The organism is Kastovskya adunca, from assembly GCF_059505785.1.
Map to the genome: position 1 here is coordinate 1 of NZ_JCACLG010000029.1, position 22,313 is coordinate 22,313.

Here is a 22,313-nt window from a genome sequence, read left to right on the forward strand (position 1 = left end):
CCCCTGCACCCCTGCACCCCTGCACCCCTGCACCCCTGCACCCCCGCTCCCCTGCTCTTAACTGGGTAACTGAGCGAAGCTTTCGGGAAAGACTTCGACTTGCATCTGCTCATCTTCGCGAATGGCAAGCGATCGCTTTGCTTGTCCTAGGAAAAGGGGTTGGGAAATTCCGGGTTCTGGATGAGTGACAGTGCGGGCGCGGATGATTAGCAAATTGTCTACCCCACCCCGGCGTCCCAGAGAATACAAGTCAGCGGCGGCTTGCTGAAGTGTTGCCTCCAACTGAGTAGTCGTGATTTCTGGTTGCACTTTAATCACTACTTCTGGGCCACCGTTGTCGTAGACTACCGCATAGCGAAGGGCACCAGGAATTGTGGTGCGGCTAAAGAGTCCCAGACTCAGTCCAAACAGACCTACCGTTAGCACGCCTAAAAAGCCTGTAACTCCTACTAAGCGAAAGCGGATACCCCATTTGAAGAGAAAGGCGATCACGACAAGAACAGCAGAAATAATGGTGACGATGCCTAACCACTTTCCGGCAGTAATAAAATCAATAGGTAATTGCAAATCCATAGGTTAAATAATCAGGACGGGGTTAAGTGGTAACAGTAGGGTTTTTCGCCCTCAATTTGACCAGCTTTCATCTTCATCCTATCAGCGTCACCAACAGAGTAAGGCAGCTTAGGAGTGATTCGCCATTCCCCATCACTTTATTTGCCTCCAATCGCGTCTTGGTGCTACTGAGTCGCCGCATCGCTCGCTTGGCGTAGGGTGAACAAAGTCAGCTCTGGTGGCGCGTTAATTCGCACTGGCACACGGCTAAAACCAATCCCCCGGTTAATGTAAAGACGATTTCCTGGCTGCCCGTAGTCTTCAACCCAGCCAGCAGCAGGCACCAAATCCTCTTCGTCACTCACCAAGAACCACATAGGCGTCAAGCCAAATGGCAACAGGCGAATCTGCCCTCCGTGGGTGTGTCCCGCAACAGCAAGTGGGGCAGTATTGGCAGGCAAAGCTTCAAAAGTCTTAGGATTGTGCATCATCACCAGCCTAGGGGCATTGTCTGGTACCTGGGCTAAGGCAACTTTTGGCTTGTCCTCTTTGGGTAGGTGCGGCCCTATCCCCACTAAGTACAAAGCTGCCTCATCTGTCTGGCTTTGTGTCTGAGTAAGGTTTAGCGGCACCGCCTCATTCTTTAATACCCTCACCCCTGCTGCTTTTAACGCTTCCTGCACTTGCACAGATAAACGCTCATCCCTGGGTGCTTGCTGCTTGTTTATCCCATAGTCATGATTGCCCAACACAGCATAGGTAGGGATGCCAGCTTCTACCAGTGGGCGAATCAGTGCAGTGACTTTCTTTAGCTCTGTCGTTGGATCTTTGCCGGGATGGTAGATAAAGTCGCCAGCGATCAGCACGATTGCTGGACGTTCTGCAACTAATTGCTCAACAATGCGGCGGATGGTGGAGGTATTATCCCACCACATCCCCACCTGCATATCGGCAATAACGCCAACCTTTTTCCCCTGCCAAGGAGGGGGAAGACTGGGAATTTCTGCAATTTCCTCTTCTCGGTCAATCCAGTAAGGTTCGATTGCCACACCCCAAATTAGATAGGTGCTGACTACTCCCAACAAACCGAGTAAGAGGTATTTAATAAACTTGTACTTCATTATGGGCTTAGGTCGCGCCTATTTTTAGATGAGTTCCGGTCAGACCAAATTGGCAACTGATTAACTTTTTGTAACGTTAGCTCTACATAAGTGGTGCCGTTCTCGTTAACTGGTTTGACACCAAAGTAGCCTTCCGAACCATCATGAGCATGGGGGCCACTGAAGCCTGCGCTGTAACGTCCCTGCCAACGCGCTCGATTAAACGGGGAGGTAACAGTCCAAGGCCAGCGAGAGGGGAAGAGAATGCTACCAAGGTCTTCTATCCAGTCTCGACGCCCTTGGAGGTGGTAGACGTCATCAGCTGCGTCAAACCCATGATTTCCCGCAAAAACACCACCAATGGATAAGACAACGATCTGAGCATCTAGCCACTGATCTAGATAAGTGGCGGCACCGAGGGCGACCTGTGCGCCGCCACTGGTGCCAACGAGGACAATTTTCAGCGGTGATGATGAGGAAGTAGAGATAGATTGGGCGGCATTCATCTGGTCAATGATGGCACTGGCAACTCCCTGGTTGTAGATGGGGCTGTAGCGGTCATCAATGGAAATCGCAAATCGCCAGAGATTGCGGATTTTGATCAGGATGTCTGCCATTCCTAATGGGCCATCTGCCTGTTCGGCAAAGCGCCAGAGAGGAGCGAGAAAGCGCTCTCCCCCTAAACTTTCGTTGGCGACGGAGTACGCAAAGACGCCTTCAACAGCAACGCAGTCGGGATGATTTTTCTCTAAGCCCTTGAGAAAGATTTTTTCTCCTGGAACCAACCGAGTGGCTGAAAAATTTCCCACTCCCGCCAAAAAGATGATGTAGCAATTAGTCGTTGAAGATTGGGCAACAGCAGGGGAGCGATCGCCAGAAGGTAAGCCTTTAAACGTCTTGTTTTTCAAACCTAAAGTGTTTGCCCCTTCGTTCAACCACCACATCAGCGTTCCCACAGGAGAGAGTGTTCCCCAAACCAAAAGGATGATTCCCGCTAAAATTAGTAGCTTTAAAGCTCCCCCCCGCAGCCACAGCAGTATCCGCTCGATTAAGTGCAGCATTTAAGTTTTGTCTTATTCAGTGGTGTTAGTCATGACAACTGATGATTAACAGATATTGTAGATATTTGAGCGAATTTGGTAAGAATCTGAATCACTGTGAGCAACCAGGAAATCAGACGGAGTTTAGGTAGAACCATCTGGAAGGCACTCTCTTTAGATGGTGATTTTTATGAAAATGCTCGTAATACGCCCCTAAACCGAGCTACAGCCCGATCAATCGTGATTTTAGCCGCTCTGTCTTATATGTTAGGAAGTGCGTTGATTTTGTTGGTTAATCGAGCCAGTTTGCCGCTGTTTCTATTGGCGTTACTTCTGAGTGGGCTAAGTGTGACTGCGGGTTACTATTTTTGGACATTTACCATCTGGCAGATTGGGAAGTGGCTCCGACGGAGTTCTTTAACCTATGGTGAGTTGCTGATTCCCATTGGTTTTGCCTATGCTCCCCAGGTATTAAACTTTTTAACGTTGATTCCCTTGCTAGGAAGACCGATTGAGCTAGTATTATCTGCCTGGAGTTTGCTGGCGGTGATTGTGGCGGTGCGGCAAGGGTTAGATATCACCACGCTTCGGGCGGCACTAATTTGTTTGGTGGGTTGGCCCCTGATACAGACGGCGATCGGCTCAGTCCAAGTCTTTGAACAGTGGTTAGTAAGAACTCAAGGAGTATCACTGCTCTAAGACTGACGCAAATTCTCAAATCAACATCTGCTCAAGCTTGCTCTTTCGATATTCCCAGTCGAGCATGATAGAGCTAAGGAAATTGTAGAAGTCTGGGCTGTGATCGGGGTGCTTTAAGTGGCATAGTTCATGGGTTACGACATAATCAATGCATCGAGAAGAAGCGCGGATCAGATCGCGGTTAAGAATCATCGTGCCACTAGCGGTCAAGCTGCCCCAACGTTTAGAGAGTTGCCGAATTTGAAGGGGTGGGCGATCGCACCCTAACCGCTTAAACGCTGCGAAACAGATATCCAACCGTTCCTCAAACTTTAGTCGTGCCTTCTCCAGATACCAGTTCTCCAGCAGTTCGCGGGTCATATCATTGTTGTCTGGCTGGGGTGTTTCTACAGTGAGGAATCGCCCCTTCAGCTTTACAGAGGATTGGGCACTTTGCTGGACTTTTAGGCGGTACTGCCGTCCCAGGTAAAGGTGCGTCTCGCCGCTAACATATTGACGCGGTGGGGTACGGGGTTCAAACTGGCTGAAATAGTTTTGCTGCTTAAGAATCCAGCGGGCGTGGTTCTTGACGCGCCGATCTATCTCCTCCAGCAGAGCGTCGATAGGGGCTTTGACGGTGACGGTTCGATTGGGGTGGACGGAGATGTCCAGTGTTTTCCGGCTTGAGCGGATAATCTCAAACTCGATCGCCTTATCCCCGTAAGTGATGCACCGATGCGTCTCAACAATCATGCTGCCATTCTGCGTCTCGCCAGTTGTAGCGACTGCTGGATGATTTCATCCATCTCGTCATGGCTCAGTTGAATGCCATGCTGGTCGCGTACCACATCATACAGATAATCATCGATATGGTTCATCATGTCCTTCTGGACATCTTCGTTGTTGACCCAATCAACAATCACCTGCCCTCGAATGATATCGCAGATAGCAATGGCTGCTTCAGCACTAACCGTTTCAACCGTTTCCCGTTTCTGGGCGTGCTTTTCGACAAAGGGCTTGAGCAAGCCATAGAGCGCCATAGCATCTGGATTTTGCAGCAACTCTTCCGATTGATGGTCTTCAGGTTGGCGGTTCACGATCGCATCTCGAATCTCTTCAGCCCGTTGCAGGTACTCTGCCTCCGAAATCCGTTTGGCGCGAAAGTCGTCGATCGCCTGCTGAACCATTTCTGAGAACTTCTTATAGAACGCCGGGTCTTCATCCATGCGCTCGGTAATGGTGCGCTTGGTGGCACTGGCGATCGTGTCTGCTTTGGAGGCAGGGGTATCTTGTTGTTCAATCGTTGTCCGAAATGCCGTCTCGTCAAAGATGTTGACGGGAGGAGCAATTTGAATCACTTCATTGGCAAAGACGTGGGTATCCAAAAGTTTCTGGATTTTGGGTTCCAGATCCCGGTAGTCAACTGCTTCTTGATAGCGCAGCTTCACGGCTGCCTTCAGGTTTTGAAACCGTTTGAGGTCACGCTTGTAGAGGTCAATCTTATAATCAGGGGTTTCTAGGAGGAATTTCTCAGACGACAAGGCGATCGCCAACGCTTTTGAGAACAGTGCCAACCGTTCGTAAAACTCGTGTCGGCGCTCCTCATTGGCAAGGAACCGCTCGTACTCTTCCTCATCCCGCTTGTTACTAATCTCTTTAAAAATGTCTAGCAGGTCGGCATGACGTTTAGGCAGCTTGCTGATCTCCTCACGGATATTCGTGAGCGTGCCTGCCAGGTCTTCCTCGTCAAAGCCTTCCAAAGCATTGTAGGCTGTTAGGGCTTTATCCAGTTCGCCCAAAACACCCACATAGTCAAGGATGTAGCCAAATTCCTTCTCGTTATTGGCGATCGCCTCAGAACTGCTACCAGGTTGTGGGTTGGGAACCTCAACGGAGTAAAGACGATTGACGCGGGCGATCGCCTGCAACAGGGAATGTTCTCTGAGAGAACGAGTCAGGTATAGAACGGTATTACGAGGTGCATCGAACCCAGTCAGCAGCTTATCCACCACAATCAGAATTTCTGGTGTGTCGCCGTATTTAAAGCTGTTGATGCTCTGCTGATTGTACTCGCGCTCTGAGCCATAGCGTTTCATCATTTGCTGCCAGAACTTTTGAACCTCATCAGTGGGTTCACCTTCCACCTCTTCGTATCCTTCGCGATCGTCGGGTGGGGAAATGATGACTTCGGAAGTAACGTAGCCGAGGTCGTCCAGAAATTGTTTGTACTTCAAGGCAGACGCTTTACTGGGCGCAACCAGTTGAGCTTTGAAGCCTGTGCCCTGCCAGTTCTGGCGGTAGTGTTCGCTGATATCGAAGGCGCGACAGTAGATGGTTTGCTCCGTTTTTTGGAGCATGGAAGCTTGACTGTACTTCTTCTTCAGATCAACCTTCTGCTCATCAGTGAGTCCCTGGCACAGCCGATCGAACCAAGCATCAATGCCCTTCTGGTTAACTTCCTGCTCGCTGTGGCGACCTTCATAGAGTAATGGCACCACTGCATGGTCTTCCACTGCACGGCGAATCGTGTAGGGCGGATCGATAATGCCGCCAAACTTCGCAAAAGTGTTCTTCTGCTTCTTCATCAAAGGAGTTCCCGTGAACCCCAGGTAGCAGGCATTGGGAAAGACTATCTGCATTTTGGGATGGAAGGAGCCGTACTGACTGCGGTGGCTTTCATCAATCAGGATAAAAATATTGGGGTCAGGGTCTTCAAACCTCCGAACCCGTAGGGCTGCTGTGAATTTGTGGATCAGGGTAGTGATGATTTCAGTCTTTTCTTCAATCAACCGAACGAGGTTCCGACCAGAATCTGCCTGTTCGGGATGCATTCCGCAACTGGCAAAGGTTTTCTTGATTTGATCGTCCAGGTCGGTGCGATCGGTGACGATGACAATGCGGTGAGTGGGGATGTCAGGATCGAGAGCTAAAGCTCTTGCCACCATCACCATCGTCAGCGATTTGCCAGATCCCTGGGTATGCCAAATGACTCCACCTTTACGTCGTTCCTGGGCATCAAGCTGTTTCACCCGTTTCAGAATGTCTTTTACAGCAAAGAACTGTTGGTAACGGGCAATCTTCCGAACACCACCATCGAAAACTGTGAATTGGTAAGCCAGGTCAAGTATTCGCTCTGGGCGGCACAGGCTATAGATGGCACGGTCTTGCTCTGTGACCTGTCGCCCGTCTGCCTCTAGTGCGTCAAAATGACGGCGGGCTGAGGCAAAGTCCCCGGAAAAGAGAATTGCCTTCTGGTCATCATGTAGGGGAGTGTTGACTAGGGTTTGGATGTCCTGCTCTTTATCGTATTGTTCGCGCCAACACGCCCAAAATTTTGCTGGAGTTCCCGTAGTAGCGTAACGGGCTGAGTTTTTGTTGGTTGCTAGTAGCAGTTGGGTGTAGGTGAAGAGTTTAGGAATGAATTCGTCGCGCTGGTTGCGAATGCACTGGGAAATCGCCTGCTCAACTTCAGTTTTAGGAGATTTGCATTCAATCACGGCGAAGGGGATGCCGTTGACGAACAGCACAATATCAGGGCGGGCTGTTTCGGTGCTGCGGGTTCGTTCAACACTAAACTCAGCAACGACATGAAATACGTTGTTTTGCCAGTTGCGCCAGTCAATGTAGCGTAGGCTATAGCTTTTGGAATTCCCTTCGATCGTTTGCTCCAGGCTGGTGCCAAGGGTTAGGTAGTCGTAGATTTCTTCGTTCGTCTTGAGTAATCCGTCGTACCGGAGGTTTTTGAGGCGTTGAATGGCTTCCTGGATGTTTGCCTCGGTGAACAGATACTCCTGTCCCTTGAAGGTGATGCGGTTGAGTTTCTTCAACTGGCTGTAGAGAATGTCTTCCAGCAGTACATTGCTGAGTTTGCCGCGCCGTTGTTTCTGTACCGCCTCGGACGGCAAATATTCATAGCCCAAATTGATCAGCAGTTGCAGGGCAGGGATTTGGGACAAATATTTTTCATTGAACCGGAAGCCTTGGGTCATGTTGCGCCTGGATCATGCTTGGAGGGTGGTGGGGTCAAAATCTTCCCAGTTGCGGTCTTGGGCATCAAGGATGGCTTTGAGAATATCGGCAATAATGCGGTGGGGGCGTATGCCTAAAGGGCATGCTTCGCCAACGTGGAGTGCCAGCGGCGATATGATTTCTAGAGTGCCTCGGTAGTATGCAACACGGGTGCTTCGCTTTTCTCCCATCTCCAGCAGCAGCGATTCAAAGTCCTGCCAGGATAGGTTATGAATGCTGACTGTGCTGTCGGGGGCAAGTTCGATCGCGTGAATGGGAACAGTAATCGTCATGGCGCAAACCAGTTTTCTAGGGTCAAGTTTTGAAAGTTGGTGTAATCAGAAACATTGTTAGTGATAAGAATAAGGTTGTTGACATGGGCGATCGCTGCAATTTGTCCATCCTGAAAAGCAGGGGGTTGACCGATCGCTGTGAGTCGAGCGCGTTCTGAAGCGTGCCAGGTAGCTGCTTCTTGGGTGTAAGACAGAATTGGAAATGTATCCTGTACCTCCTCAAGGTATTGCTCAAGGGTTTCGCGTCTTCTAGAGGGAGGTAATCGCCGACAACCAAAAAAATCTCGTGCCAGGTGATAGATGCGATCGCAATGTCATTGGTATAACGGCGCATGGTTTCAACCACAATCGGCGTGGGTTGAGGTCTAATCGGTTCGGAAAGGATGTTGGTATCAATTAGATAACGACTCATAGGTTCACGTCCCGTCCCGGAGAACGATCGCGCACATCTCCCCAAATTTCATCAGGGTCAATTTCAATCCCCTCAGCTTGCATTTGGGCGCGGAGTTGCTCAAGTTTCTGCCAAAATTGGGATTTTGGTGGATTGGGTTGAGCGCGTTCGATCTCATGCTCGATCGCCCGAATCACAAACTCCTGCAAGTTCTCAGGGTTACCTGCGATCGCCTGCACCTGTGCCAACAGTTCGGGGGGAAGTTGGAGGGTAATGGGTTGAGTAGTCATGGGGCATACCTCTGAATGTTTGATGATTTGAATTGAGAGATTGCTAAGCTGCCTCCTGAACTGCAACACGCCATTCTCCTGTCAAGAGTTTCTGCATTAGCCCACGTTTTTGTCTTTGCAGACAAGCGCAATATTGATGCAGAAGACTTATCTCGTGATCTGAAGCCTCAAGCACATCAACAATCTTTCTCTGCTCCAACAAGGAGGGAACTACAATTGGAAAATCACATACATCTTTTCTTGTAATATTTGGATCTTTACGGCTACTAGCTGCAAAACGTTTCCAATAGTCAACTTTTGCGTTTAGATACTGGAGAAGATACTCAGGTAAGACAATACTTTTATCTACCTGAATAGCTGATATTGCTTGGTTAACTGCTGCATCAATCTTAAGCAAGCCAGTTCTACCAATCTGATTAAAACCACCATACATGGCAACCAAAACAGTACCTTTAGGAAACACGGAGCAAGCTGTTTGTTTAATTGCAGTATCAGTTATTAATTCGGCAGTTTTATAAATGAATCCATTATTAAGATCCATTGTTTTTACCCAAGGAACTGTACCAGCCTTAAAGTATGATTCGTAGTTTGCTCGTAGCGGGGTTGAACCAGACTTAACCTGAGAGATCTCCCCAATTTTTGTTTGATGAGATTTCTCAAAATTAAGAAGTTTACTCAAAAGAGCAGTTCTAAGATTCTGTTTCGCTTCGATCGCCCTCTCCGTCAGCGCGATCGCCTCATCCCAAGTCGCTAAAATCTCAGCAATTCTCTTTTGCTCCTGAATTGAAGGTACAGGTATTAGAAACTGCTCTTTAAAAACAGTAGGATTTATGTTTGCTTGACTTACTCCTTTGGTTGCCAATTTTTTCAAACGCTGTTGTGCTGGATTTGAATTCAAGAAATAGTCTACAAATTCTGGCAAAATTTGACTTGTGTTGAACTGAAAACGCACTAGATAGGAAGCAAAAACAGCAAGTTGATTCGAGTCATAAATTGCAACTTTGCCTACCAAGTCATAACTGTTAGTTCGATTAAGAAGAATATCTCCTGGTAGTAAACGAAACTTCTCAACATCCTCCTGCCCAATTGAAACTTTTGCTAAATCGTTGAGTAGGACTTTACCACTCACCAAATTTTTCATTCCAATAATCGGCGTTGAACCTTCTGCATCAGATGCAATTGAAAGCCCGTATTGAGATAACTTAACAACTTTGCCAATTGGCACCACGATCCAATCAAGCGGCAACCAGCCAATCTCGGTTTTATAGTAACCTGGGCGCTCAATACCTCTATTTGGCATGACCAAGCTCCTTTAAATAAATTGCCATTTTGCTTTGCACAGTAGCTAGCTCTTTCTCCAGAAGATCAATCTCTTTCTGCACCTCCAAAATGTCAATTTCCTCTTCCTCCTCAAAGGTATCGACATAGCGCGGAATATTCAGGTTGAAGTCGTTGTCTTTAATTTCCTCAACAGGCACCGCACGGGCATACTTCGCCACATCCTGCCGCACCAGGTAAGCCTGAGCAACTTTCTCCACATGCTCATCCAGCAACGCATTCTGGTTCTTTCCAGGCTGATAATCATTGCTGGCATCAATAAACATCACATCCCGACGGTTTTCATTCGCCCCTCCCTCTTCCCGTGAGCGATCAAACACCATAATCGCAACAGGAATCGACGTACTGGGAAACAGGTTGGGCGGCAACCCAATCACCGCGTCTAGAATATTCTCCTCAATCAACTTCTGCCGAATCCGCCCCTCACCCGCCCCTCTAAACAGCACACCATGCGGCGCAATCACTGCCACCCGCCCATCTTTCGGCAAGGCGGTCTCAATCATGTGGGTGATAAAGGCATAATCGCCCTTCGTCTTCGGAGGCACTCCTCGCCAGAAACGGTTATAGGTATCTTTGTCCGCACTCTCCGCCCCCCACTTCTCCAGCGAGAACGGTGGATTCGCCACCACCACGTTGAACTTCATCAGCTTGTCCAGTTCCACCAGTGCTGGACTGTTCAACGTATCGCACCACTCAATTCGAGCGGCATCCATCCCATGCAGAAACATATTCATCCGCGCCAGCGCCCAGGTGCCACCGTTCACCTCCTGCCCAAACAGTGAATAGTTGCTACTGCCAACCTCCTTCGCCACCTCAATCAGCAGCGAACCCGATCCACAAGCTGGATCACAGATGCGATCGCCCGGTTTAGGCTGCGCCAGCTTTGCTATCAACTTCGAGATTTGCTCTGGCGTAAAGAACTCGCCTGCCTTCTTCCCGGCTCCCGTTGCAAACCGTTCAATTAAATAGATGTAGGCATTGCCAATAATGTCCTCACTCACCCGCGACGGGCGCAGATCCAGCTTCGGGTTCGCAAAGTCCTCCAGCAAATTCTTCAGGCGGCGATTACGATCCTTCGTCCGTCCCAAGTTTGCCTCAGAGTTAAAGTCAATATTGCGGAACACCCCATCCAACTTGGCTTTGTTCGTTGGATGTTCTTCAATCGCCTCCAAAGCCATATTGATCAGTTCCCCAATGTTGTCTGCGCCCCGCTGCTCATACACATCGAAGAAGTTAGCACCCTTAGGAATCACAAAGCGTTCGCGCTCTAGTTTGCGCCGGATGCGCTCGTCATCATCCTCATACTGCTTCTGGTACTTCTCATAGTTATCCTTCCAAATCTCGCTGATGTATTTCAAAAACAGCATCACCAGGATGTAGTTCTTATATTCGGACGGGTCGATCACTCCCCGGAAGGTATCGCACGCCTGCCAGAGAATACTGTTAATTTCGTCTTGCTTGATCTTCGTTGTCTCAGCCATCTTTCCCCTTCTTCCTACTCCGCTTTGACCTGTTTCATTAACACAGCATTGGTATACACCTGACGCTTACGGGTGAGTTTATCCATAATCTGCTGCTCCCGCTGGCTCAGAACTGCAACCTCGGCAATTAACTGCTGTCTTTCTAGAGGCGGTAGTTCAATCTTCAACTCGCCCAACTCCGTGTTACTCACCGACAGCAAGCTACTCCCCTTAGAAAATCGTTTGATCTGATACTGCCCGTAGGGTTGGTTGATATACCAGGCGATGTAACCGGCGATCGCCTTCTTCACCCGAATGACTGTCAACAATTCAGACGCAACGCACTGCCCAACATCCTGCGAGACCAAGGCAGCCGTATTCGAGACTCCCTTCGAGCGAAACAAAATATCGTCCTTCTTGAGCAAATGTTCGGGCTTCAGATCCTCAATCTGTACCCGATAGACATCGCTCAGCTCCAATTGATTGTACTGATCAATATCCTTCATCTGGATAACGCCAACAGTTCCGTTTGGGTCGCGCTCCACGCTGCTGCGGAAGGCGTAACCAATGCGGATTGATGCAATATCCCTGAGTTTGACCTGTGTCATCGAACCAGACGCCAATGCGCCAACTAATTTAATTAAGACAGCGAGGCAACAGAATTACGGGCTACCCCGCTGTCAGTGTTTATGGTTCAGGTCTTCACCTGCTCAGGCACTTCATATAGAAGAACCTAGGCGAGCACGAACCTACCAGTCAACGGATGCCTCCGCTACCGTAGTCACCTGATGCGAACAGATATGACGCACTGGACAATAGCGGCACTCTTTCGCACTAGGCGTAACAGGCGGCAACTCATCCGACCGCATCATTGTCACCAAGTCTCGAACCCGTCGTTTAAATTCCTCCGTCACAGCCAACGAGTGAACCTCCACAGCACTATAGTCCTGGTAAACCAGCCGCCCTTCTGGAATCTGCTGGATACCGTGCAGTTTCACCACCGGAACAAATAGCATATAGAGCAGAACTTGTGCCTGATCAGACGAACGGGGCTGACCAGTTTTAGCATCCACGATCAGAACCTCTTCCCCTCGAATTGCCACAATGTCGGGTGTGCCTGAAATGACTGCACGCCCTGCGTTGACTTTGAAGGAATTGGAGTCCTCGGCATAGACTGTGTACCCCTGGCTTCGCAACTCCTGAGCATACTGAACCAGCAAGCCCTGATGCTTGATCTTGTACCCCTCAGCATCAAAGTCACCGTCCGCCTTGGGAACCGAAAAGTTCGCCTGGGTGTGGAGCGAAGATAAACATTGGCGATCTCCAGCGAGAGCCTTTGCCAACCAGCTAGGGTGGATATATGGCTGATTTCGAGCTTTCAGCCCCAGGTCAGCAGCAACCAGAGTTGGAGGAGACACCGCCGCCGGAGTAGCAGCCACAGCGACGGCGCTGGAGTTGCCAACCAGTTGAACAGAACCATGAGAAGCGGAATCCGCTTCGTTGACGACGTAATTTGCCATAATGGAATCAACCTTTTTAATTAACGAGTTCCAGGTGACTGGAACTTTTTTGTGGGCTTCGTTACCGTTGTAACTCGTTTACTGCATCAAAAGTTTCAGGGTTAGCCTTATCTTGCCACAGTAATTTAGTGACGTCAATATCTTTCGTTGTTAACGGATTACAACATAAGTAAACGCCACTCACGAAGATTCCAGATGAAGAGTTATCGGTTTAATTTGTTGGAAGCAGCGAATTGCCGCTCAACCACCCCTGTAGCCCGACATTTATCAGGCTCATGCTTAAGCGGCTTGCAGCCCCTTCCTGAGATCTCAAATGGGTTCTATAAGGGTATGGCAATGCCCCTACGAAAGAATTAACGTTTTCACCTCTGGTCTGCGTCAGTCCTGTGCTCTAGCGCCTTGATTACCATTAAGTATCGCTCTTGAATATCTTCTCGATCTAGCTCCTCCGATATTGTCTCTTGGCTGTCCCTCTCGATCGCCTTGGCATGTCGCAGCAGCGCCGCACGGTCTTTTTCGTAGCGGGTGAAGCTAGCAATAACGGCGATCGCCTCTAGCAAGCGGAGCCTCACCCCAATATCTGAGCTACTGTACCGTCGAATCGGATTAAAAGTGATGTCGGTTAGTTCTGCAAAGGTCACTGGCTTGGCGATGACGCGGAGATTGCCATCGTCGTCGTAGCGATAGGGGGAGGGAAAATCCCGCTGGACGAGCTGACATAGCCCGGCGCTTAGTCGGTCAATACAGCGCAGGGCGGTAAAGGGATCATTGATGCCAGGAGAGATGGCGCGCAGAGCAATCTCGACTAACTGATCGAGGGGAAACTCAATATCCTGCTGTTCATTACGTTCTCTACCCAGAATAAAGGCGTCGTTGATTTGATCGGCGAGCTTTCGATTCACCTGTTTGGCAGGCCAAACCATAACTAACTCACTGCCGGGAATGATAAACTTGCCCGGTCGATACTGGAGGCGCAAAAGCAGACCGCGATCGCAGGCAATATTCATCAACGCTTCGTTATCAATTCCCTGAATATATCCGGTATGGGTTGATCTAATCGGGCAAGCTTCCTTGTCAAAATTGACCGGGATTTCCGCAACCTTCCGCTGGAATTCGGACTTATCTCGTCCCATTTTTTCAGGAAAGAGGCGCTCGACAGCGCGGTCTAAATCGGCACTAACTTCAGCGATGACGTTGGATACCTGAATGATCGTTGAGGCGTGATGGATAAAGTAAATCAGCACGCCGATGCTGGCGATCGCTAGCAGCAGGCTAATTGTTACTGAAATCTGCGGTACAAACTGACTGAATCCATCTCCTTCTCCACGGATTGTCCGCAGTACGAGTAAGCAATAGATAAACGTGGCAATAAACATGCCCAGCACGAACTGATTGCCCTTGTCCTGCATAAAGTTACGCAACAGTCGCGGCCCGAAATTTGAAGCCGCAAGCTGGAGCGCAACAATCGTAATTGAGAAGGCTGTAGCCGTAACGCTAACCATCGAACCTGCGATGACGGAAAGCGTTGCCCGCGCCCCTTCCGGCCCACCCGTATAGATCCAGCCCCACTTCTCAAAGGGGCCGTGAAAGCCGGAGCGGTCAAAGGTTAACACTCCAAATGCCAGTGCAACCGCTACAATCGCCATCAGCGTTGGGATGAACCAATAACTGGATTGGAGCGAGTCCCAAATTTTGTTCAGCCTGGGGTTTTCCATGGGTCATCTTGCGCCGTTTGAGTCTCTTTGCTGCCATTGCCATCGCTTTGCGATCGCGTTTTTGCCAGCTCCCTTAGGGATCTGCTCAAACTCAGCGGCTGTGGCGCTTCTGTCTTTCCGACGGGCCATCCCTCGCGTTGACGAGTGCGATCGCCATCGGTTTCTTCGGTTTGGTCGTGGAAAAGAACTTGCTGGGTGGGGAAGGGTAAATCTATACCGTTGGCAACTAACTTGTTCTTAATCGCCGTCAGCACTCTGTCCCGCGAATCAAGGGACTCGGCTCGTCGGGGTGGCTGAATCCACCAGCGGGCGCGAATATTGACTGTACTATCGGCAAGTTCCATCACGAGGGCTTCTGGGGGTGGCTGTCGCAAGACCCCATCGACACTGGCGATCGCTTCGATCATCAACTGCTTCGCCTGCTCAATATTGTCGCCGTAGCCAATACCGACGTCATACTCTAAGCGGCGATTTTCAAAGGCAGTATTAACCGTTACGGAGTTAGTAAACAGCTCGGCGTTGGGAATCACAATGCGACGACCATCGTAAGTTCTGACGGTTGTAGCGCGGGTTTGAATGTCTTCTACCGTTCCCTCATAATCTTTAAAGACAATTTGGTCGTCGATTTGAAACGGTTCTGTCAAAAGAATCAAAATGCCAGCGAGGAAGTTTTGCAGGATATCGCGGAAGGCAAAACCAATGGCTACACCACTAATCCCTAGCAGTTGCACCAAATCTCCTGGCTTGAACGATGGGAAGACGATGGCTAGCGCTACAAATAAACCCACTAGAATAATCGTTCCCTGGGACAAACGTCCCAGTACCATTCCCAGATTTCGAGCCTGCCGACGCGTGCGAGTCAGGCGTTTAACCAATGCCTTGATTGCCCGCGCGATCAAGAAAAACAGCGCAAAGACAATCAATGCCAACACAATATTAGGCAGCATGAGGATCAGGCTATCGAACATTGCCTGTACTTTTCCCCACGCTGTTGTTATTTCTGTTTCTGGATTCATGAGTCCTTGCCAGCAGAGAAAACCTTGCTGATAATAAAGGAAAATAAGGATTTTGGGATCTATCTAAGGTTAATAAACTGTAGCTTTAAGCTGTTTCTTTTGAAAGCCCTAAGTTTGAGATCAGTGAGATGAATTTTCATGATTTCTAGTGTGCGATCGCTCATGGGAGCCTTCACCCCTAAACGGTATGGCGGCGTCGCAGGCGAGGTACTAGTAGCAATTGGAACAATTAATCCCAGTTGCAAATCTTGTAATCTGGTCGGCTTTGCTGCCGAAAACTTGCTTAATGCCGTCAGCAATAAGGCAGTGAGGGTTAGCCTCGCCACCCGTCTTGATTTTTTTCTAAAATGTTGATTAAGCAGCGAAAAAATCTTGTTTAAAACGATTAAAGTTTTTTTTAGGTATCTCAGGCAGAAAAAAGTTGCACCCCAGAAGCGACAAGACTTGCAACTGGGATTATTAGAAGAATCAACCCTGGAAATCAACTACATGGTGTTGATCTTTGGCTCCTGCGCGATCGCAACTTTCGGGTTAATTTCCAACAGTAGTGCTGTGATCATCGGGGCGATGCTGATTGCGCCTTTGATGTTTCCGATTCGCGGGTTAGCCTTTGGAGCTTTGGAGGGGGATCTTTCTCTGTTTCGTAAAGGCTTGCAGGCGATCGCGGTTGGCACTATTTTTTCTGTAGTATTAGCGCTGGCAATTGGCTCTTTGATTGGGCTACCGGAGTTTGGGAGCGAAGTGATATCCCGTTCCAAACCTAACCTGATAGACTTGGGAATTGCTGTAGCCGCCGGGGGAATCAGCGGTTTTGCGAAGATACAGCCGAAAGTTTCTGGGACTCTAGCCGGAACAGCGATCGCTGTGGCGCTAATGCCACCAATTTGCGTGATTGGCTTAGGGTTATCCCATGGTGATTGGTCGCTCAGTCTGGGTGCAACGCTCCTCTACCTAACTAATTTGTTAGGGATTACCCTCTCCTGTATGCTGACGTTTTTGATTACGGGCTATACCCCGCTTGAGGATGCTAAACGTCCTTTGATGTGGACGCTGGGCTTGACGACGCTGCTTGTAATTCCTTTGGGTATTAGCTTTATAGAATTGACCCGCCAAGCTCATCTCGAAGCTTCTTTAAAAGAAGCTTTGCTAAACCGCACAATTACGTTTCAACGAGTGGAACTGGTTGATATTGACACAGATTGGTTGACCAATCCGCCGGAGGTGTATCTAACAGTGCGATCGCGTGAGGTGTTGACACCCAAACAGGTAAGGCTTCTAGAAGAATTTGTTGCTAAAGAAATGGGTCGAGATTTTACTTTGGTTTTTTCAGTGAGTCAGGTAGAAGAAGTCAGGCGAGAAAACCCGGAGCAGTCAGACTTGCAACCGACGCCTTAAAAGATGGCTACTATCAAGACCTTTTGCACCAATCCAGAAGATCATTTTTTTGGTAAGGGGAGAGAGATATCCCTCTTTGTGTTGCAATTTGAAATTTCTTAAATTAGTTCGTATTCAGGGCTTTAGACTCATTTTGAGGAGTTTAGCCCTTACGACCAACCTTTAATTATTTACATGTCCTACTTAACCGGGTGGACTTTTCAGTGAGGTCTATCTTCAGGAGTTCTTTTTCCATCATTACTATTGCTGTTTATGCTGCTTAAAATCGTTTGTCGGATCAGTTCACCGCGTTGCTCCGCAGAGATCGCCTGCTCTTCATAGCTCTGCGCTCTGGCACTGTTACCCATTTGACTAGCCCGTTTTGCCATCCGCCGTCTGAGAACTGCCGTCTCCTCCAGTGCCCTGAGCGCTGTCCATAGTGCCTCCTCCAGTGCCTCTGACTGCTTTGCTAGCAAACTTTCGGCTGAGAAGGCATGACCTGTGCGGCACCGAAACCGGATCAGATTGTTTTGACCGAGTTCCCATAAGACGCCGCCGCAATCGGGACAGGCGAAGTTCGATGGCGTTCCCGGTCGTTCGTCACTGTGCACGGCGTCTGGCTTTAGTTCCGCAATGTCAGCTTCCATCTCCATTTCTTTAGATACCGGAGCTAGTTCCTGCTCTTTCACGGGTTTATGAGCAAAATGTACTAAAGCGGCTCCCATCTCCGCCACTGGCACAATCAAATCGACCTCTACGTTCTCAATGGCACTGCGTGGCATATCGCTGAAGAGAGCCTCATCGGGATTTTGGACAATGGCGATACCACCTCGCTCCTTCACTGCCGACAAACCTGCCGTACCATCATCGAGCATCCCTGATAGCACCACACCGATTACTTGGGAGCCATAAGCCCGTGCTGCCGTGCGAAATAGCGGATCGATGGCAGGGCGATGACTATTTTCCTTAGGGCCGCGCGTTAGTTGCATATGCCCCTTTTTGATCAGCAGATGATAATCGGGTGGGGCAATATAGATGCGCCCCGGCTGAAATACTTCGCCTTGTTTGGCGTGCATAGCTTCCAATGGGCCAGCACGGTTGAGGATTTTCGGCAGAACGCTGGTGCCGTTGGGCGAAACGTGAAGTACAACAAAGATCGTTGCTGGCAAGTCTGGTGATAGACCTGCCACCAGCTTGGTCAGTACTTCTACGCCTCCGGCAGAAGCGCCAACAACAATAATTTTTCCCTGCATCAAATCTTCTCCAAGCCTATAAAGCTACTCTAGCTTTAGCGCGGACGAATAAAGCGATCGCATTCGTCAAATTGGCTACACCTAGAAGGTGCGATCGCCCTTGCTGCACTAAACCCCTCAAAACGTTATTTCAGTCAACTCTCAATCAACAGAGAGCAAAAGTCGAGCCTAGGAGAGATGCAAAGATTGCCTGAAGCCCTCTATTCTCGGTAAGATTGCCTAAAATTGCCAAAAAATGGGGAGTAGGTTGTGAGTTTTGGGAAAGCGGTTGGTATCATCGCCTTTGTTATCTCTCTTTATATTCTTTGGCGAATTCAGCAAATCCTCTTAATAGCCTTTGCGGCACTAGTCTTTGCAACTGTAATTAATAGGCTAGTACGCTTCCTAGAAAGATTTGTGGCCAAGCGCGGCATTGCTGTCTTTATCTCAATCATCATCTTAATCATCCTTCTAGCTGGCTTCATCTGGATCGTTGTGCCTCCCTTTGTCGCTCAAGTTCAACAATTGATCGACCTAACACCCTTAGCGATAGAACAATCTAGAAATTGGCTTGACTGGCTGCGAAGCAATATACCAGAGGGCATGGCAGATAATGTCCCGACCACTGACACGCTGATTACACAAATTCAGCCGTTTGTCGCGCGGTTCTTTCGCAACTTTTTTGCCTTCTTCACCGACTTACTGACTATTTTAGGAAGTGCCTTACTGGTTTTGATATTGACCGTTATGTTTCTGGTTAATCCCCAGCTTTATCGCCGAATATTTTTACAGTTATTTCCCTCTTTCTATCGCCGACGAGCCGAAGGCATTATGAATCAATCGGAAGTAGCGTTAGTCAACTGGGCAATTGGCGTTCTCATTAATACAGCCTTTATCGGTACAATTAGCGCGATCGGCTTATGGATTTTGGGAGTACCGCTGATACTAGCCAACTCCTTCATTGCAGGATTTTTAGAAGTTATTCCTAACCTGGGGCCAACTTTAAGCTTGATTCCACCCGTTTTAGTTGCTCTGACTGACGGGGTTTGGAAAGCGGTTGGAGTGGTAATTTTGTACCTCCTAATTCAGCAGATTGAGAACTATCTCTTAGTTCCCTTCGTGATGAAAAAGACGGTACTGTTACCCCCGGTAGTTACGCTGCTTTCCCAAATTGTTTTTGCCGTTTTCTTTGGAGTTTTAGCGCTGTTTCTCGCACTTCCCTTTGTTGTAGTTGCTGAGGTGTGGTTACAAGAGGTTTTGGTCAAAGATATTCTCGATCAATGGGGAGCAGATAAAAGGAATAATCGCCCGGAACCCATAGCCCTCGTAGCAGAAGAAGAATAATTTACCTTTCCCTAGGGGCTTTTATTCTTCTCTTGGCACAACATCCAGATTCACCGCTTCTATTTCGCCTGACTTTGGCACATCGGCTTTTATTTTAAGTTCCGCTACCCCAGTGATTTTTACGCTAACTTCTAGCGCTACGTTCTCTGTTGGTATTTCTCTTTCTTGAATGCGCTGGCTAGCAATTTCTATGACATCAATCGCTCGATCGACAGCAGCAAAAATTGCGTCTTCAGTGATAGCGGAAACTCGTTCTTGAGTGACTTGAGTAACTTTATCAATCGCTTGCTTTCCTTTTTTTCCCACTTCATGAGAAACCCGCTCTGCTACTTTCTTTCCCTTTTTTTGTAGGTCGTCAAGGTTCATTATTTTCTCTCTTCATGACATCACGACTAGTGTAAATTTGATTGATTCGTTTTAGATCTGCCTCATCCTATAGCTACATTTAATGTGCAAAATGCTAAACGAACTTGTAGCACAGTATTCCTAAGCTATCGGGAAACTTCTTCCTAAAGCGTTTTGGTGTGCAGGAGTGTGGTTCGTTTATAAATTTGACCACTTAAATAGGATGGCTAGAACGGAAAGTTAAAGTTAAAACTTTAACCCTAAAAAATTCCAGTAAACAAGGAAAGGAATAAATGCAAAAGCAGCAAGAGTAATTAAAGAGTAATGCGATCGCTGCCAAATAGACCAATATTTGTTTTTCCAAGCCAGTACTGTCAGCACTAACAAGGCAATGGACAAGCCAATCGCGATTGGCGGTAGATAGAACCAAGGAATAGCGATCGCTGGCACGCCATAGATCAGCTTCCAAACGCCGTAAAACCACAGCGACAGGGGCAGCCCAATCATAAAAAGTAGATAGAGAGTGCCGACTAAACCCGCGACTAACCAGGCAGAACTAAACCGTCGCTCTAGCTTAAAACCTTTTCCTCGTAAGCCGCGAACTATAGGCACGATCGGCCAAACAATGCAGGCGGACAGGAAAACCAAGGAGCAAACGACAGCAAGCCCCAACTGCCACCAAATCGTCAGATACCAAGGCGCACGCTCAAAGGCTCCGAGCTTGGGGCCAATTGGATTAAAGGCAAACCTAATCTGACCGCTGCTATCCTCCCCAAAGGCAGTGAAATCATCATTATTAGTGCGCTGAAACAACATCGGTTCTATTGGGGCTAATTTCACTTGGGTTGCTCCTCCTGTAGAGAACAAACCCGGTACGCTCACCAGCAAGGTGTTATCCTCGCCCTTTTTGATGTTGATATGCCCAAAGGTTGCCCCAAGCTTGAGGAAGGTGTCGCGCGGATACTCAAAATCCCAATAAGTCCCCGTAAACTGGTCAAGTGGCGATCGCAAATTGGCATCGGGTTCCCTTAAGGGTGATGGGTTTTGTACGGGATAGTAGTGGTCTAAAAACTGATTAATTAGTTTTTCGTGAATGCCGTTAAAGTTATTGGTGGCGATGAAGAGTCCGACATCTTGATCGGGTAGGAGGGTAATTGAACTGGAGTAGCCCCGTAAGTTCCCCGCATGTCCAATTGTCCGGAGGTTATTTTCTAGACGTTCGTGAAAGCCGTAGGCGGAGCCTGGTAACAGAGGGTGATGAGTGAAGTGCTGCCGATGCATCAGCCGCACCGTATCTTCTTCCAGAATGCGCGAGTTTTCGTAACGCCCCTCTAGTAAATGGGCAATCATGAAGTGCGCCATATCCGTTGCCGTTGTACTCAGTGACGCTGCCGGAAAAATATTGAGATACAAAAACGGAACGGGGTGAAATTTGCCACTTTTATACTGATAGCCTACCGCTAGATTAGAGTCTAGGGCAGGTGGCAAGGGTTGAAGAAAGGTACTTTGCCGCATATCCAGGGGTTGCAGGATATTTTCATCGATGTACTGGGTAAAAGGAACGCCGGAAACTTGCTGCACCAGATAACCGAGGAGGGCAATTCCCGTATTGGAGTAGAAGTACACTTCTCCAGGCGGCAAAATAATCGGCGGTAGACGCTCAGAGAGAAACTCTTCTAGGGGTGACATTGCCGCTTCAGTGTCAGCCGCAATCCCGATTAGTCGCCTGCTAATGCCGCTTGTTTGCGTCATCAGATGGGCGGCGGTGATCGGTTGGGGATACTTGTTTTCTACTTGGAAAGCCTGCAAGTACTGATTAATATCTCTGTCCAATTCGAGCGCTCCCCGCTCGTAGAGTTGCATCGTTGCTGTATCCGTAAACAGCTTAGAGAGGGAGGCAACGCGAAAGAGAGTTGTTTCGGGATCGACGGGAATCTTTTTCTCAACGTTGGCATAGCCGTAGCCTTTAGTAAACAAGATTTCCCCACCTTTTACTAAAGACACTACTGCACCAGGAACATGCTCTTTTGGCATCTCTTGAGCAAAAAATGTGTCCATGAAGGTTTCCACTTCCTGCAGATTGCTGGGCCCAGTGCGATTAGAAAGTGGCGGGACAATCGGCTCTTGTTCAGTGGGAGGGGCGGGTTGATGATCGGGAGAAAGAAGAGGGAATTTGTTCAGTTCGTCCGCTACACCTTGAGCCAAAGCAGGTAAGCCAGATAGAGAAAAACAAAGAACCACAAGCAGAAATCCTAAAAAAACCTGCTTCAACCCTGAAAATGCTCGTTTTCTCATTGCTCGATACTTCTTTCTTTTACCTGTTGTTACTCAAACGGCAGGCGGGAAAGCTACGTAGCAGCATAGCCACAGCCTAATTATTTAGCTTAGCCTCTATCTAACGAAATAAATCTGCTTTTAGTCGCGTTATGGTAAGGGTTCCTCTTCAATCTCTTGCAATTGTGAAGGGTTCTCCCCGGTTTGTTTGAAGGCCTAATTCAGCATCGCCCCAACCGCGAAGATACCAAAAAGGATTAAAATCCCCAAAAAGATCCGGATAACAATATTACTGGGACGTTCTTTATTCGTCATTTCTGAGTGAGTAAGCTCACGACTTAGG

General features: G+C 48.6%; 21 protein-coding genes. 4 read left to right on the top strand and 17 right to left on the bottom strand.

The window, feature by feature from the left end:
• Nucleotides 1-57: 57 nt before the first annotated feature.
• From AC5JR3_RS11135 to AC5JR3_RS11145, 3 genes are all read right to left on the bottom strand, one after another.
• The gene (locus tag AC5JR3_RS11135) at nt 58-573 is read right to left on the bottom strand and encodes a Ycf51 family protein (RefSeq protein WP_495845895.1); all 516 of its coding nucleotides are present in this window, start codon (nt 571-573) and stop codon (nt 58-60) included.
• Nucleotides 574-737: 164 nt separating this feature from the next.
• Nucleotides 738-1,673 (bottom strand): metallophosphoesterase, encoded by a 936-nt coding sequence (locus AC5JR3_RS11140; RefSeq protein ID WP_495845897.1) that lies wholly within the window; start codon nt 1,671-1,673, stop codon nt 738-740.
• Nucleotides 1,673-2,713 carry a hypothetical protein gene (locus AC5JR3_RS11145; protein WP_495845899.1) on the bottom strand — a complete coding sequence of 347 codons (1,041 nt, stop codon included), beginning with the start codon at nt 2,711-2,713 and terminating at the stop codon, nt 1,673-1,675. Before AC5JR3_RS11145 ends, AC5JR3_RS11140 begins: the two co-directional genes overlap by 1 nt.
• Before the next feature lie 96 nt (nt 2,714-2,809).
• Between AC5JR3_RS11145 and AC5JR3_RS11150 the strand changes: the two genes are divergently transcribed.
• A complete protein-coding gene (locus AC5JR3_RS11150) occupies nt 2,810-3,391 on the top strand; it encodes a hypothetical protein (protein WP_495845901.1) in 582 nt (193 codons plus the stop codon).
• A gap of 15 nt (nt 3,392-3,406) precedes the next feature.
• Here AC5JR3_RS11150 and AC5JR3_RS11155 read toward each other — a convergent pair whose 3' ends face one another.
• From AC5JR3_RS11155 to AC5JR3_RS11205, 11 genes are all read right to left on the bottom strand, one after another.
• Nucleotides 3,407-4,123, bottom strand: coding sequence for a M48 family metallopeptidase (locus tag AC5JR3_RS11155; protein ID WP_495845903.1), 717 nt, complete (start codon nt 4,121-4,123; stop codon nt 3,407-3,409).
• On the bottom strand, nt 4,120-7,359 hold the full coding sequence (locus AC5JR3_RS11160; protein WP_495845905.1) for a type I restriction endonuclease subunit R: 3,240 nt from the start codon (nt 7,357-7,359) through the stop codon (nt 4,120-4,122). Before AC5JR3_RS11160 ends, AC5JR3_RS11155 begins: the two co-directional genes overlap by 4 nt.
• Before the next feature lie 12 nt (nt 7,360-7,371).
• On the bottom strand, nt 7,372-7,671 hold the full coding sequence (locus tag AC5JR3_RS11165) for a hypothetical protein (RefSeq protein ID WP_495845907.1): 300 nt from the start codon (nt 7,669-7,671) through the stop codon (nt 7,372-7,374).
• Between the two features lie 22 nt (nt 7,672-7,693).
• Nucleotides 7,694-8,083: a hypothetical protein gene (locus AC5JR3_RS11170; RefSeq protein ID WP_495845909.1), complete on the bottom strand. Its 390-nt coding sequence runs from the start codon at nt 8,081-8,083 to the stop codon at nt 7,694-7,696.
• Complete coding sequence (locus tag AC5JR3_RS11175; RefSeq protein WP_495845911.1) at nt 8,080-8,352, bottom strand: YlcI/YnfO family protein; 273 nt, start codon at nt 8,350-8,352, stop codon at nt 8,080-8,082. The genes AC5JR3_RS11170 and AC5JR3_RS11175 overlap by 4 nt, the downstream gene beginning before the upstream one ends.
• Nucleotides 8,353-8,395: 43 nt before the next feature.
• Complete coding sequence (locus AC5JR3_RS11180; RefSeq protein ID WP_495845912.1) at nt 8,396-9,652, bottom strand: restriction endonuclease subunit S; 1,257 nt, start codon at nt 9,650-9,652, stop codon at nt 8,396-8,398.
• Nucleotides 9,642-11,171: a type I restriction-modification system subunit M gene (locus AC5JR3_RS11185; protein WP_495845914.1), complete on the bottom strand. Its 1,530-nt coding sequence runs from the start codon at nt 11,169-11,171 to the stop codon at nt 9,642-9,644. Before AC5JR3_RS11185 ends, AC5JR3_RS11180 begins: the two co-directional genes overlap by 11 nt.
• Before the next feature lie 14 nt (nt 11,172-11,185).
• A complete protein-coding gene (locus tag AC5JR3_RS11190) occupies nt 11,186-11,758 on the bottom strand; it encodes a restriction endonuclease subunit S (RefSeq protein WP_495845916.1) in 573 nt (190 codons plus the stop codon).
• A gap of 141 nt (nt 11,759-11,899) precedes the next feature.
• The gene (locus tag AC5JR3_RS11195; protein ID WP_495845918.1) at nt 11,900-12,670 is read right to left on the bottom strand and encodes a CRISPR-associated protein Cas4; all 771 of its coding nucleotides are present in this window, start codon (nt 12,668-12,670) and stop codon (nt 11,900-11,902) included.
• Between the two features lie 362 nt (nt 12,671-13,032).
• On the bottom strand, nt 13,033-14,385 hold the full coding sequence (locus tag AC5JR3_RS11200; protein WP_495845920.1) for a DUF2254 domain-containing protein: 1,353 nt from the start codon (nt 14,383-14,385) through the stop codon (nt 13,033-13,035).
• Nucleotides 14,367-15,401, bottom strand: coding sequence for a mechanosensitive ion channel family protein (locus AC5JR3_RS11205; protein WP_495845921.1), 1,035 nt, complete (start codon nt 15,399-15,401; stop codon nt 14,367-14,369). The genes AC5JR3_RS11200 and AC5JR3_RS11205 overlap by 19 nt, the downstream gene beginning before the upstream one ends.
• A 138-nt stretch (nt 15,402-15,539) precedes the next feature.
• Here AC5JR3_RS11205 and AC5JR3_RS11210 point away from each other — a divergent pair, with 138 nt between their 5' ends.
• Together AC5JR3_RS11210 and AC5JR3_RS11215 are read left to right on the top strand one after the other, a co-directional pair.
• Nucleotides 15,540-15,755, top strand: coding sequence for a hypothetical protein (locus tag AC5JR3_RS11210; RefSeq protein ID WP_495845923.1), 216 nt, complete (start codon nt 15,540-15,542; stop codon nt 15,753-15,755).
• Between the two features lie 18 nt (nt 15,756-15,773).
• Nucleotides 15,774-16,796 (top strand): DUF389 domain-containing protein, encoded by a 1,023-nt coding sequence (locus tag AC5JR3_RS11215; protein WP_495845925.1) that lies wholly within the window; start codon nt 15,774-15,776, stop codon nt 16,794-16,796.
• Nucleotides 16,797-16,996: 200 nt separating this feature from the next.
• Here AC5JR3_RS11215 and AC5JR3_RS11220 read toward each other — a convergent pair whose 3' ends face one another.
• Complete coding sequence (locus tag AC5JR3_RS11220) at nt 16,997-18,028, bottom strand: chemotaxis protein CheB (RefSeq protein WP_495845927.1); 1,032 nt, start codon at nt 18,026-18,028, stop codon at nt 16,997-16,999.
• A 249-nt stretch (nt 18,029-18,277) separates the two neighbouring features.
• Here AC5JR3_RS11220 and AC5JR3_RS11225 point away from each other — a divergent pair, with 249 nt between their 5' ends.
• Nucleotides 18,278-19,351, top strand: coding sequence for an AI-2E family transporter (locus AC5JR3_RS11225; RefSeq protein ID WP_495845929.1), 1,074 nt, complete (start codon nt 18,278-18,280; stop codon nt 19,349-19,351).
• Nucleotides 19,352-19,372: 21 nt separating this feature from the next.
• Here the strand turns inward: AC5JR3_RS11225 and AC5JR3_RS11230 are convergent, their stop codons facing one another.
• A complete protein-coding gene (locus AC5JR3_RS11230; RefSeq protein ID WP_495845931.1) occupies nt 19,373-19,717 on the bottom strand; it encodes a hypothetical protein in 345 nt (114 codons plus the stop codon).
• Between the two features lie 225 nt (nt 19,718-19,942).
• Complete coding sequence (locus AC5JR3_RS11235; protein ID WP_495845932.1) at nt 19,943-21,991, bottom strand: serine hydrolase domain-containing protein; 2,049 nt, start codon at nt 21,989-21,991, stop codon at nt 19,943-19,945.
• Nucleotides 21,992-22,313: the final 322 nt, after the last annotated feature.